Genomic DNA, 12,028 nt, shown 5'->3' on the forward strand with positions numbered 1-12,028 from the left:
ACGGAAAAACATTACTGCAAGGAACAACTTGGTATTACCATAATATAAAACCTGCTTTTTATTGGCAAGAGTGGAGTAATTTAATAATACATAAAATTCACGATAGAGTATTAAAACATATAAAAAAGAATTCAGAAAAGACTAAAAGTAAATAAGCCCTACTAGTGCTCCTAATATTCAAGTTTTCTGGTACTCTATCCAATCGAGTCACAGAAAGATTTCAATGCAGCTAACTAAAAAAAAATACCCCAAACTGGCGCTCGATGCAATCGAGCACCAGAGAAAATGAAAAAACAAATCGTAGCGCTTGCAACGCGAATCTGTAAAAAACAATTCTTCATCAAAAAAGATAAAGAAAACCAATAAAAAACGGCGTAAACTCACTATAGCGTTTTACAAATGCCAAATTGAATTCTATTAACTTCAGTTCGGAACGCGAAGATTTTAGCTTCGCTCAGTTCACCCGCCGCGGCGGGTTCGGGTCTTAAGCGCTAACTTCAAGCTTATATCCTTTGCTGCGTATAACAACAATGTTAATATTCGGAGCAGGCTCTAGTTTTTTTCTAAGTTTTGATATGAACATATCCAGACTACGCCCCACAATAACCCCTTCATCTTCCCATATCTCTTTTTGCAGCCGGCTTCTCTCTATAGTCTCGTTAGGAGATAATGCGAAAATGAGCAGCAGACGCATTTCAGTTCCAGTCAAATCTATGGTATTTCCATTTATTGTCAGTTGCCGTTTCTGCGTATCAAATAAGACCGAACCAAAAGTGAATATCTTGTTACTCTCATCTTTAGCTAAGGCTCTCAGCGGCTTAACCGATCTCAAAAAAATAAAGCCAAGAATTGCTAAAAATGACAGGCCCAAAAAATATTTATACCTTGCTGTAGTTATACCATTCGGTTTAAATTTAATGTTAATCATATAACAGGCGAAGGGTTGCCTTCTTCCTATACACGCTACAATATCATCTTTTTTATTTTTGGATACAGCGTATCCATAGATTACACTGGAATTGCTACAGTTAAGTACGTTAACAACATAATCACTTGCGAACGGGTCTTTGGCTAACAAACGCTGAGTAGTATTCACCAGGGAGTCGGTTTGAAAAGTAAGCTCATTCTCAAACCTGATTTGATATTCATTTTCAGCTATCTTTTTTACGGGTAGCACTCTTGATGTACTGTCGCCGGACTGTAAGAGTATTTCATGTCCAATCCGGCGGAGTAAAACTTCCCTTCTGGCGATCTCAAAATCGTCACTATCAGTCATACTAAAAGCTGCGCAAATTACAGAGATAAACGAGAGTGATATCAATGCGAATAGGTATTTGCGTTTTCCGGAGAAGAGATTTTGACTAAGATGCATAGTGTCAATTTTTTATTTACAAAGTTTACATTTTTATTTACAATCCAAATCACTCAGCCCGAAAAATAGCAATGTAAATTTGTAGAATCAATTTGAAAAGATATGAAATATATGAAAAAAATCATCTATGTGCTGATCTTACCGCTCGTTGTGGTAAGCGGACTAGTATTTACCTTCGGTCAGTTCGGGCTAAAGCCCTCGGGTAGCTTCGCTCCGTTCGCCTACGGCTCGGGTGCTAATCGGGAATTTAAAAATGAAACTAAGCCATCCCCAAAGCCGTTGTCCATTGAGGACAGGAAAGCCAACCTGGATGACAGGAAAAAATGGGAGGCTTCTCCTGACGGTATAAAGTACAAAGAATGGGAGGTTTCTCCCGAAGGTAAAAAGGTGCATGCCAGTCATGATAAAATAAGTAAGTACCTAAAGGATTTTACCAATATGGAGGCCGTGGTAACCTCTGTTACTTTTCAGCGCAACGGGAAATCATCAGCAATAAAATGGCTTATAGTCAGGATTAATGGCGAAGAATACATGATGCAATTTATTCCTAAGGATTTTGAGCAGTTAAAAAGCCTGAAAGTTAACGACAAAATAATTGTAAGAAGCCGCAGCGCAGGGTATTCGCCTAATCATCCCTATTTGATTATATCGGGCGACTATATTGCGCGAAATAATAAGATACTTTTTAAACGTGACTTTAGCAAAAATAACCGTTGCTGAGGGCTAAGGGACTCACTATTAGCGACACCCGAGCCCGCCACGGCGGGCGAACTGGCCAGAGGCAATGGCAATTAAAACTGGCTCCAACGTTTTAAAAAACCACAAACTGGCTCGATTGCATCGAGTACTTACTTAAATGAAAAATCAAATCGTAGCGTTTACAACGCGAATCTGTAAAAAACAATTCTTTATCAAAAAAGAGAAAGAAAACCACTAAAAAACGGCGCAAACTCTATAGAGACTTGCGCCGTTTTTCATCCCTGAATACTACTAAAAACAACAATTTTTCATATCAGGAAAAGCCACTAAAACAACTTATATATTCTGTGAATTGGGATCATCACCCCTTGTTTTAAAATGACATTTTTGTCAGTAACAGCCCAAACGGTAGTATTTACTATCTTCTTGGATTCGTTGTCTTCAAAGAAAATTTTAATTTTTGAATGCTCCAAGTTCCCCAATGATAAAGCCCGATTGATATCACTTACTCTCGTTTTTATTTCATTATCATCGTCCAGAACATCTATTGTCGGAAACTTAAGAGAAGCTATGTCTTCTTTCTCAATGATTGTGAATTCTTCTGTCATAATTGTAAAAATTTAATTAATACTAATCTAAATTATTGTAGCAAAACAAAAGGCTTTAAGCGTTAGCTTTCTAACAATAACCGTATACATAAAAATAAAAATTATCTTCCTTATAAATGCCAATATTATATTAATTTTCTAAGCACAGTCGGATACAAATTGCATCGGATACCTACTTAAATGAAAAGTCAAATGCTAGTAATCTGAACCAAAACTATTTATAATAGGAATGACTATGATTCAATACAAAAATAAATTCATAATTTTATAAGAATATCAAAAGTAAGCTTATGGAAACGAAACAAATATGGGCGAATTTAGCCGTAAAAGATCTTGAGCGAACAACTAAATTCTACACAGCGTTAGGCTTTAAATCCAATGGTAATTCGAAAGAACTGACAAGTTTCTTTTTTGGTGATTCCAATTTTGTTATACACTTCTTTATAAGAGAACAACTTGAAAAGTTTATGCCCGAAATAGCAGACTTATCCAAAGGAAACGAAATTATATTTAGTTTATCCGCAAAAAACAAAGAAGAAGTTGACAACTGGGCAGAAGCAGTTAGAAAGGTTGGAGGAACAATTTTCCTTGAACCAACAAAGTATGAACAAGGATACACTTTTGGCTTTTCTGATCCAGACGGACATAAATTTAATGTGCTGTATTGGCCTGGAATGTAGAACATTTAATTATTAAACGATTTTATAACAATCAGCAAAATCACTCTCTCATTGGCACTCATAAAAAACACAGTAACGAATCTTTAGACAACTAACATTCTAGAACATTTTGAAAACTCTACATTAACTTAATTCTAAATACTATGGAACCAACAACACCTCAATTTGATCCTGTTAAGTACAAAAATACAACTCGCGACCAGTGGCAAGAAACAGCTGACGCTTGGTTTCGTTGGAGTCCTACGCTTAACCAATGGCTGGGCAATGCCACTGAAAAAATGCTCGATATGGCTGGAATTACCACTGGACATCGCGTTCTTGATATCGCTGCGGGAGCAGGTGAACAATCCATCACCACAGCAAAAAAAGTGGGTTCCTCAGGCGAAGTCTTAGCTACTGACATTTCCTCTAATATTTTGGAATATGCCCTAAAAATGGCCGAACAAAATGGTATCAGTAATATCAAGATAAAAGTAATGGATGGCGAAAACCTAAGTCTTGAAGATGAAACATTTGATGCCGTTATTTCCAGAGTGGGACTAATCTATTTTCCTGACCAACAACGGGCATTAAAAGAGATGTTGCGGGTACTTAAGCCAGGCGGAAAAGTAGCTGCCATTGTTTATTCGACTCCTGAAAAAAACAAATTTTTCTCGATTCCTGTTTCTATTATTCGCAATCGGGCAAAATTGCCACCACCTTTACCGGGGCAACCTGGTCCTTTTAGCTTAGGTACTGAGGGCATTATAGAAAAAGCGTTTGAACAGGCTGGATTTATAAATGTAAAATCAGAACTTGTAGACTCGCCTTTACAACTTTCGTCAGCAAGTGAATGCTTGCGATTTGAAAAGGAATCATTTGGAGCCTTACACCAAATGATGAGTAATTTATCTAACGTAGAAAGGGAAGCAATTTGGGAGGAAATTGAAAGAGAACTTCAAACCTTCGAATCGGAAAAAGGTTTTAGCGGACCATGCGAAATGGTTGTAGCTGTTGGAGAAAAACCTTAATTTCACCGAGTCTGTAATAACAAGATTTTGCGCTATTGCGTAACTCAATTAGTCATCAACTAGTCCAACTATGAAACAACTTTTATTTTTTAAGCCCTTTTTTTTATTTTGTATTACCTTAAGTTTTTCATGCTCTGCTACAGTAGGTATTTCTTCCAACTCAAAAATAACAGCTCCTGAAAATTTCAAATATACTTTTGCAGAAAAACCTATTGGAGGAAAAGATATTTACATACCAATTGAATTAAAAAACAATGATTTTAATTCTGATGATAGTGAATGGAGTTACCAAAGAAGCGCTTCTTCGGATAATATCATTATTTTTTGGGCAAAAGGATTTGGACAATATCCTGACAAAGCTCCAAATCCAAAACTTTGCGTAGATGTAAATAATACATTGGCAAAGGCTGAAAACTATTATTCCTATTATCGTGACAAGATGAAATTTGTAATAAAAGGAAAGTCAAAAACAGACAAATACAGAATGATAATTATACTGCGTTATCAGGAAGAATGGCTGGCCACCGGAGCGGGATATGATAATGTTATTGGGGCTTTATGGGTTAATCCCTGGGCATCAAGAACTGATTCGGCTTTGGCTCATGAGTTTGGACATACTTTTCAATATCAAACAGCCTGTGATGGGAATTATGGTTTTAGAGACCAAAATTATGTAGGCCAATTTTGGGAACAATGTGCACAATACATGTCATGGCAAATAAACAACAGTAGTTTTACTCATGAAATTCCTCATTTCTTAGCAAATGCGCACAAGAATTTTTCGCATGAAGATTACAGGTATCAATCGATGTATTTTATGGAATTTTGGAAACAAAAACATGGAGTAGATTTTTTAGGAAAACTATGGAGAGGAGCTAAAGTTCCTGAACACCCATTACAAGTCTATAAAAGAATTACAGGAATTAATCAGGAACAATTGAATGATGAGTTTTTTGAATATGCCTGTAAAAATATCAGTTGGGATTATCCTTTAGGAAACTACAATAAATTGTTTATTAAAAGTTTATCAGCTACCGATCAAAAAAAATACACACATCACACAACATTAGAAGTTGCTGACAATGGTTATTATCGAATAGCTGACAAGCAAATTCCTCAAATTTATGGATATAATGCAATTCAGCTTAGTGTTCCGAAGTCAGGAACCAAGGTAACTGTTGATTTCGAAGGCTTAAAAGGACAATGGTCTTCTATTGAAGGATGGCGTTATGGTTTTGTTGCAATAAAAGAAAATGACGCTGCTGTTTATGGTTCTATGAAAAAAACAAAACAAGGTACTGCTACAATCACAATACCCGAAGGAGCCAAAGAACTTTGGTTAGTGGTAACTGGAGCTCCTACCGAACACATGAACCATGTGTGGGATGACAATCCTAACAACGACGAAAATTTCCCTTATAAAGTTAAATTTACAAACACCGTTATTGAATAATTAAAACCTTTGGCTTTACCAAAACCGTTAAAAAGCTACTAAAATTCAACTATTTTTTCTTTGACTTTTTCATAAGTTAGTACATTTGCCTACTAAACCTATAAGATTAGAAGATAATGAAATTTAAAATCGACAAATTCGTTCTTTCAATAATTGTGGTAGTGCTTTTTGCCTATCTTTTTCCGCAATTTGGAGGCAAATCAAGTCCGATTCCATTAGACAAAATTGGAAGTATTGGCGTTTCTTTAATTTTCTTTTTCTACGGACTCAAACTAAGTCCTGAAAAAACAAAATCAGGATTAAAAAACTGGAAATTACATTTATTAGTACAAGGCTGTACTTTCTTGGTATTCCCTATCATTATTCTGTGTTTTTACCCTTTAATCCACTCTGAATACGATAAAAACATTTGGCTTGCGTTTTTATTTCTAGCCTCGCTTCCTTCAACGGTTTCATCGTCGGTAGTGATGGTTTCTATGGCCAAAGGAAACATTCCTGCAGCCATATTTAACGCCAGCATTTCAGGCTTAATTGGAATTATTGTTACGCCGCTTTGGTTGGGACTTTTTTTGAATAATACCGCTGCCAGTTATGACTTAGGAGACATTTATATCAAATTGATTATTGAAGTTGTAGTTCCGGTTATTCTAGGCTTACTGTTACATCGCTATTGGGGCAGTTTAGCTCAAAAATACAATAGTTACCTGACCCTGTTTGACAAATCAATCATCTTATTGATTATCTACAAAAGTTTTGCCAGCTCCTTTGAAGAAAATGTATTTAGCGGAATAGACACTTTTGATTTTATGATTATTGCAGTATCCGTTTTCAGTTTATTTTATTTGGTTTATTTCCTTACTGGTTTTTTAAGTAATAAACTTGGCTTTAATGTAGAAGATAAAATTACAGCTCAGTTTTGTGGCACCAAAAAATCATTAGTACACGGAACCGTTTTTGCCAAAATATTATTCCCTAATCCTAGTGCCATGGGCATTGTCTTGCTTCCCATCATGCTTTTTCATGCTTTTCAGATTTTTATTATTAGCTTTATTGCTACCCATGTTGGTAATCGAAAAGAAACTCAACTATCTTATGTGAGAAATAAATAAAAAATCAATTTTGATAACCCAAAATAGAGCGATATGAACTTTTTCAAAATCAAAACTTGTTGGTCAAATTCTGAATTTATTCCGTTAAAACTCTGTATTGCCTCGGCCTATCTTTTCATCGGATCGTACTTCCACGATTTTTTTGATGACTATTATACCCCAATTCTTATCGTTTTCGGCATCACAGTGGTTTGGTCAGTTTCTCTTTGGATAAACAAAATGAAGAACTATAACAAACAGTAAAAAAACAGACTGTTTTTCAATACATTAAAAACAATTTAATTGTATTATTTCTTAACTTTATGCGTATAAAATTATTTGTTTAACTCCTAAATTTTGTACTCATGTATATAGTTCGTGAAATTTTTTATCTGCAATTTGGCCGTTATAAAGATGCCAAAGCTTTAATTGATGAGGCCACTCAGGGTGGATTATTTCCACAAACAACTGGAAATAGAATTTTAACTGATTTTACGGGAGAAAGCTACCGACTGATTTTTGAATCATCTTATGCCACTCTTGCGGATTTTGAACAAGGACTTGCAAAAGACATGGGGGCTACAGACTGGAAACCCTGGTACGAAAAATTTAAAGTTCTGGTTCGCCATTCCGAAAGGGAAATTCTCAAACAAGTCTCTTAATTATATTAAAAATACCGATTAAATCTATTCTATAAATTAAAAATTCGCAAACTACAAATCCCTAAATGGAGGCTGTAATTTGCGAATTTTTATTTTTTATTCGAAAATCTAAAGGATTAAGAAACCGTCTCTTCTTCTTCAACGGCAAATTCCATGTGGTCTTCTACCTCTGAAACAATTTCCGGTTTAGAAGCTTTAAGTGCATTGAACTTTTCTAATTGCTCTAGTTCGTCTTCATCTCCACTGAAATAAGGAAAAACATCCATAATAGGCGATTCTGCTATTGCAGGAATAGTGTAATCACCCATAGTGCTTTTCATTGTAAAAACAGTGTTATCATAAGCTTCTTTCACATCATTGGCTTGCACTAAGAAATACATATTGGTCTTGCGTTCTTTTCCACTTTCTTCGTCATAAGCCAGTAAAGAAATCTTCGATTTAAACCAACGGTCGGCATTTTCAAAAGGATGAATCTCAGCATAATTAGCCACTTTTATATTGGTAATTTTAAATTCCTCACTAATATAAGCCTTCATTTCTTCGTTGATTCTACTTTCAGCCTCTGTAAAAGAGATGGCATCAATCAAATAGGGTTCGGTTGTCACTTTTTGATTTCCTGTTTCGTCTGTTTTTCTATATTTTACTTTGCATTCGTACCAAATTGCACTCATAATTTCTTTTTTTAAGGATGCCAAAGATAGATTTTAGAGCAAAAGAAACCGCAAATTATCAAAATAGATATTCACAATTTTGAATCCAAAAAACTATTCTATTCACAACGAAGCATTTAGCTTTTTTAATAAAGGATTTAAAGTAGACCAACTCAAATTTGTCCATAATGATTGGTACCAAAAAAAGGGGAAAACACAAATACTGCATCAATTTATCGTTCCCAATTAAAGCCTAATGTTTCCTTATTGTTTTGTTTTACATTTTAAAACACGAACAAAAAAAACAACATAAACAACACAAAAAACAATGATTTACGAATTAAATTAATCAAAATAGACTCTGCTTTACTATGTTAATATTACGTTAAATAAAAATTAAACAACTGTTTAATTTAAACAGTTGTTTAATTTTGTACTGTAATTAAAAACAAATCCAATTGAAAACTGATTTTAACGAAAAGCAAATTCAAATTCTACTGATAGCCGAAACGCTATTTGCTGAGAATGGATTCGAGGGAACTTCGATTAGAACAATAGCTAAGGAGGCCGGGATTAATGTCGCGATGGTATCCTATTATTTTGGTTCGAAAGAAAAATTATTGGAAGCTTTAATTGTTTACAGAACTTCCGATTTAAAAATTCAAATAGAAAATCTATCTGTTGAGGATTTAGACCCCGTCGAAAAAATTGATAAAATGATTGAACTCTACGTCAACCGTATTAGATGCAATAAAGGAATTTACAGAATCTTACATTTTGAATTTTCAACTGAAGAGAAAGAGGACAAATTGAAAGTCTTAAACGAAGTAAGGGATAAAAATTTAAAATCATTGGAAACCATTATTCACGAGGGACAACAAAAAGGAATTTTTAGAAAAGACATTATTATTCCGCTAATTCCGCCAACAATAATGGGTACGTTTTTTCACTTTACCATGAATAAAGCCTATTTCAAAAAACTATTACTTCTCGAAACAGACGAACAATTCGAAAATTATATACAAACAAAACTTAAAACGCACATTCAACAAACAATAAAAGCACTTCTAATATATGAAAGCTAATCATTTAATACTCTTTGGGATTTTATTTCTGGGAATAACATCCGTAGAAGCACAGGAAAAAAAGAGTTTATCACTCGACGAAGCCATTCATCTGGCTTGGGAGAAAAGCAATGAAGTAAATTTAGCCGATGCCAAAGTAACGACTAAGAAATACGAGTTGCAATCGATGAAAAACAACAAATATCCCGATTTGAAAGCTTCAGCACAATACCAACGATTGACTAAGGCTTCTATCAATATGAAAAGCAATAGCTCTAGTAGTGATAGCGAATCGGATACAAAAGCGCCTAATGTAGACCAATTAGTTTTAGGACAAATTAATGCTACTTTGCCTATTTTCTCCGGTTTTAAGTTAAAAAACAGCATTAAAGTTTCAGATAATTTGTACCAAGCTGAAACGGCTAATGCTTTGCAAACCAAAGAAGAAATGGCTATGAAAGTCATCAACTATTATGCGGCTTTATACAAAGCACAAAAAACAGTTGAACTGCTTAATGAGAATTACAAAAGCGCTGAACAACGTGTAAAAGATTTTACCGAATTAGAAAAAAACGAAATTGTTCCTAAAAACGATTTGCTCAAAACACAATTACAACTTTCTAAAGTCCAATTGTCTTTAGACCAGGCCAAAAGTAATTTGAATGTTGTGAATTATGAATTAACGAATCTATTGAAACTGGATCCTAAAACAATAATCGAAATTAAAGAAAGTGATTTCTACGACTTTAAATTCGATAATCTTCCTTCTGACGAAACTCCTGCATTGGAAAATCGTAAAGATTTAGAAGCGCTTCGTTTTCAGGAAAAAGCAAGTCTTGCCCGCATAAAAGTGGCTCGAAGTGGCTACTACCCTTCTCTTTCACTTATTGGCGGATATACTACTTTGGATTTAAAAAATGTAGTGACTGTTCAAAACGCCATGAATTTTGGAGTTGGAATTTCGTATAATCTAAGTGGTATCCTGAAAAATGCAACTGAGGTGAAAATCGCTAAAAGCCAAGCGGCAGAATTGCAAACTTCGGAAATGATACTTACCGATTACATCAAGATTCAGGTTCAAAAAGCTCTTGAAGATTATGATTTGGCTGTAAAACAAAATGTGGTTTACACTCAAGCCGTAGAACAAGCTACCGAAAACTATAGAATTTTAAAAGACAAATACGATAACGGCCTTACGGATACTAATGATTTATTAGAAGCCGATGTAGAGCAACTGAGTTCAAAAATCAACAAAACAGTGGCTAAAGCCAATGTCATTCAAAAATATTACAACTTACTGTCTGTAACAGGACAATTAAACCAAACTTTCAACCTTTCTAAAATATAATCGATACCTAAAATGGAAAAGAAAAAAACAAACAAAAAATTCATCGCTATAATAGGTTCTTTAATTCTATTAGGCGTTATATATGGTTCTTACAAATACATTCACTCTCTATCTCATGAAGGAACTGATGATGCACAGGTAGAGAAATACATGAATCCAATTATTCCAAGGGTTTCGGGTTATGTGAAAAAGGTCTACATTAAAGACAATGATTTTGTAAAAAAAGGAGATACTTTATTTACTATTGATCAAAAAGATTACCAATTAAAAATTGACGAAACTACAGCAGCATTGGCAGCAGCCGAAGGAAATTTTGAAGTATCAAAAGCGGATATTGGTAGTATTCTGGCTAATATTTCAGTATCGGATGCTAATGTTAAATCGGCATCTGGAAACATTGAATCAGCTAAAATCAAATTAGGTTTGGCAACCAATGATTTCAACCGTTACAGCAATTTGTATAAAAATCATACCATTACAAAACAACAATACGAACAAGCTTTAGCCGCCAAACAAGAAGCTGAAAATCAAGTGCGTATTGTACAACAACAAGAAAGAGCGAGTGCTTTTCAAAAATCGGTTATCCAGGCTAAATCGGTAGTTTCAAACAAAGAAACGGATGTGGCTTCGGCTAATATCAAAAGAGCACAAGCCTTATTAGAATCGGCTAAATTAAACCTAACTTATACCGTTATTACAGCGGCTATTGATGGTCAGGTTTCTAAAATTGACATTCAACCAGGACAATTGGTACAACCGGGACAGTCTTTATTTTACATTATCAACAACAACGAAGCTTGGGTAATTGCTAATTTCAAAGAAACGCAATTGAACAAAATGATTGCAGGTCAAAAAGTAGCTTTAAAAGTAGATGCTTATCCAGATTATGAATTTACAGGAACGGTAACTTCGTTTTCTCCGGCAACAGGAGCTCGTTTTTCTATCCTGCCTCCAGATAATGCGACTGGAAACTTTGTAAAAACAATCCAACGTTTGCCTGTGAAAATTAGTATTGATCCTAGTAATGATATTGAAAAAGTAAAACTATTGCGTCCAGGAATGAATGTGGATGTTGATGTACATATAAAATAACTATAAAAGCTAATTTAATTAGGAATCAAATCATTGTTATTTCTGGATTCCGAATGTCCTTAGCTTTCGCAGTCGAGTGTCAAATGTTTTAAGAATGCGTAAAAAGAAAAACTGTTTGAGCGTAGCGAGTTTTTTTCTTTTAGCATTCGAAAACTAATTTGACCGACGAGAAAGCGCAAGACTTGATTTTTTTGTTTCTTTTTTGATCAAGCAAAAAAGAAAATTAGAATTAAAACGGGTTCTCGATACATTTTGCTTCATTTCATTACGCAAAACACTACCATTGACGCTTCAACAATACA

At 34.5% G+C, this 12,028-nt stretch carries 12 protein-coding genes; 9 read left to right on the forward strand and 3 right to left on the reverse strand.

The window, feature by feature from the left end; genetic code table 11:
- Positions 1 to 484: 484 nt before the first annotated feature.
- Positions 485 to 1,372 carry a winged helix-turn-helix domain-containing protein gene (locus GTZ96_RS07995; protein ID WP_161642712.1) on the reverse strand — a complete coding sequence of 296 codons (888 nt, stop codon included), beginning with the start codon at positions 1,370 to 1,372 and terminating at the stop codon, positions 485 to 487.
- A 111-nt stretch (positions 1,373 to 1,483) separates the two neighbouring features.
- Here GTZ96_RS07995 and GTZ96_RS08000 point away from each other — a divergent pair, with 111 nt between their 5' ends.
- Entirely contained in the window at positions 1,484 to 2,092 is a 609-nt protein-coding gene (locus GTZ96_RS08000) for a hypothetical protein (RefSeq protein WP_161642714.1), read from the forward strand.
- 305 nt (positions 2,093 to 2,397) lie between these two features.
- On the opposite strand, the gene GTZ96_RS08005 is transcribed toward GTZ96_RS08000, so the two are convergent.
- On the reverse strand, positions 2,398 to 2,679 hold the full coding sequence (locus tag GTZ96_RS08005) for a hypothetical protein (protein WP_161642716.1): 282 nt from the start codon (positions 2,677 to 2,679) through the stop codon (positions 2,398 to 2,400).
- 290 nt (positions 2,680 to 2,969) lie between these two features.
- Between GTZ96_RS08005 and GTZ96_RS08010 the strand changes: the two genes are divergently transcribed.
- The 5 genes from GTZ96_RS08010 (at position 2,970) to GTZ96_RS08030 (ending at position 7,572) form a co-directional block, all read left to right on the forward strand.
- Complete coding sequence (locus GTZ96_RS08010; protein ID WP_161642718.1) at positions 2,970 to 3,359, forward strand: VOC family protein; 390 nt, start codon at positions 2,970 to 2,972, stop codon at positions 3,357 to 3,359.
- 143 nt (positions 3,360 to 3,502) lie between these two features.
- Positions 3,503 to 4,369: a class I SAM-dependent methyltransferase gene (locus GTZ96_RS08015; protein WP_161642719.1), complete on the forward strand. Its 867-nt coding sequence runs from the start codon at positions 3,503 to 3,505 to the stop codon at positions 4,367 to 4,369.
- A gap of 70 nt (positions 4,370 to 4,439) precedes the next feature.
- The gene (locus tag GTZ96_RS08020; RefSeq protein WP_161642721.1) at positions 4,440 to 5,822 is read left to right on the forward strand and encodes a DUF6055 domain-containing protein; all 1,383 of its coding nucleotides are present in this window, start codon (positions 4,440 to 4,442) and stop codon (positions 5,820 to 5,822) included.
- Between the two features lie 116 nt (positions 5,823 to 5,938).
- Entirely contained in the window at positions 5,939 to 6,931 is a 993-nt protein-coding gene (locus GTZ96_RS08025) for a bile acid:sodium symporter family protein (RefSeq protein WP_161642723.1), read from the forward strand.
- Between the two features lie 344 nt (positions 6,932 to 7,275).
- Positions 7,276 to 7,572 carry a hypothetical protein gene (locus tag GTZ96_RS08030; protein ID WP_161642725.1) on the forward strand — a complete coding sequence of 99 codons (297 nt, stop codon included), beginning with the start codon at positions 7,276 to 7,278 and terminating at the stop codon, positions 7,570 to 7,572.
- Positions 7,573 to 7,688: 116 nt separating this feature from the next.
- On the opposite strand, the gene GTZ96_RS08035 is transcribed toward GTZ96_RS08030, so the two are convergent.
- Positions 7,689 to 8,243 carry a DUF4494 domain-containing protein gene (locus tag GTZ96_RS08035; protein ID WP_161642902.1) on the reverse strand — a complete coding sequence of 185 codons (555 nt, stop codon included), beginning with the start codon at positions 8,241 to 8,243 and terminating at the stop codon, positions 7,689 to 7,691.
- Positions 8,244 to 8,680: 437 nt separating this feature from the next.
- Here GTZ96_RS08035 and GTZ96_RS08040 point away from each other — a divergent pair, with 437 nt between their 5' ends.
- From GTZ96_RS08040 to GTZ96_RS08050, 3 genes are read left to right on the forward strand one after another with little or no spacing between them, the layout of a single operon-like run.
- Positions 8,681 to 9,307 (forward strand): TetR/AcrR family transcriptional regulator, encoded by a 627-nt coding sequence (locus tag GTZ96_RS08040; protein ID WP_207720163.1) that lies wholly within the window; start codon positions 8,681 to 8,683, stop codon positions 9,305 to 9,307.
- On the forward strand, positions 9,297 to 10,634 hold the full coding sequence (locus GTZ96_RS08045) for a TolC family protein (protein ID WP_161642727.1): 1,338 nt from the start codon (positions 9,297 to 9,299) through the stop codon (positions 10,632 to 10,634). Before GTZ96_RS08040 ends, GTZ96_RS08045 begins: the two co-directional genes overlap by 11 nt.
- Positions 10,635 to 10,646: 12 nt before the next feature.
- Positions 10,647 to 11,726: an HlyD family secretion protein gene (locus GTZ96_RS08050; protein WP_161642729.1), complete on the forward strand. Its 1,080-nt coding sequence runs from the start codon at positions 10,647 to 10,649 to the stop codon at positions 11,724 to 11,726.
- The last annotated feature ends 302 nt before the right edge of the window (positions 11,727 to 12,028 follow it).

Origin of the sequence: Flavobacterium undicola (assembly GCF_009909155.2) — a bacterium.
GTDB lineage: Bacteria > Bacteroidota > Bacteroidia > Flavobacteriales > Flavobacteriaceae > Flavobacterium > Flavobacterium undicola.

Bases quoted from the DNA above. Each gene is read 5' to 3' on its own strand.
- GTZ96_RS08015 (WP_161642719.1), top strand. From the start codon at position 3,503: ATGGAACCAACAACACCTCAATTTGATCCTGTTAAGTACAAAAATACA.
- GTZ96_RS08035 (WP_161642902.1), bottom strand. From the start codon at position 8,243: ATGAGTGCAATTTGGTACGAATGCAAAGTAAAATATAGAAAAACAGAC.
- GTZ96_RS08010 (WP_161642718.1), top strand. From the start codon at position 2,970: ATGGAAACGAAACAAATATGGGCGAATTTAGCCGTAAAAGATCTTGAG.
- GTZ96_RS08005 (WP_161642716.1), bottom strand. From the start codon at position 2,679: ATGACAGAAGAATTCACAATCATTGAGAAAGAAGACATAGCTTCTCTT.
- GTZ96_RS08000 (WP_161642714.1), top strand. From the start codon at position 1,484: ATGAAAAAAATCATCTATGTGCTGATCTTACCGCTCGTTGTGGTAAGC.
- GTZ96_RS08045 (WP_161642727.1), top strand. From the start codon at position 9,297: ATGAAAGCTAATCATTTAATACTCTTTGGGATTTTATTTCTGGGAATA.
- GTZ96_RS08030 (WP_161642725.1), top strand. From the start codon at position 7,276: ATGTATATAGTTCGTGAAATTTTTTATCTGCAATTTGGCCGTTATAAA.
- GTZ96_RS08020 (WP_161642721.1), top strand. From the start codon at position 4,440: ATGAAACAACTTTTATTTTTTAAGCCCTTTTTTTTATTTTGTATTACC.
- GTZ96_RS08025 (WP_161642723.1), top strand. From the start codon at position 5,939: ATGAAATTTAAAATCGACAAATTCGTTCTTTCAATAATTGTGGTAGTG.
- GTZ96_RS08050 (WP_161642729.1), top strand. From the start codon at position 10,647: ATGGAAAAGAAAAAAACAAACAAAAAATTCATCGCTATAATAGGTTCT.
- GTZ96_RS07995 (WP_161642712.1), bottom strand. From the start codon at position 1,372: ATGCATCTTAGTCAAAATCTCTTCTCCGGAAAACGCAAATACCTATTC.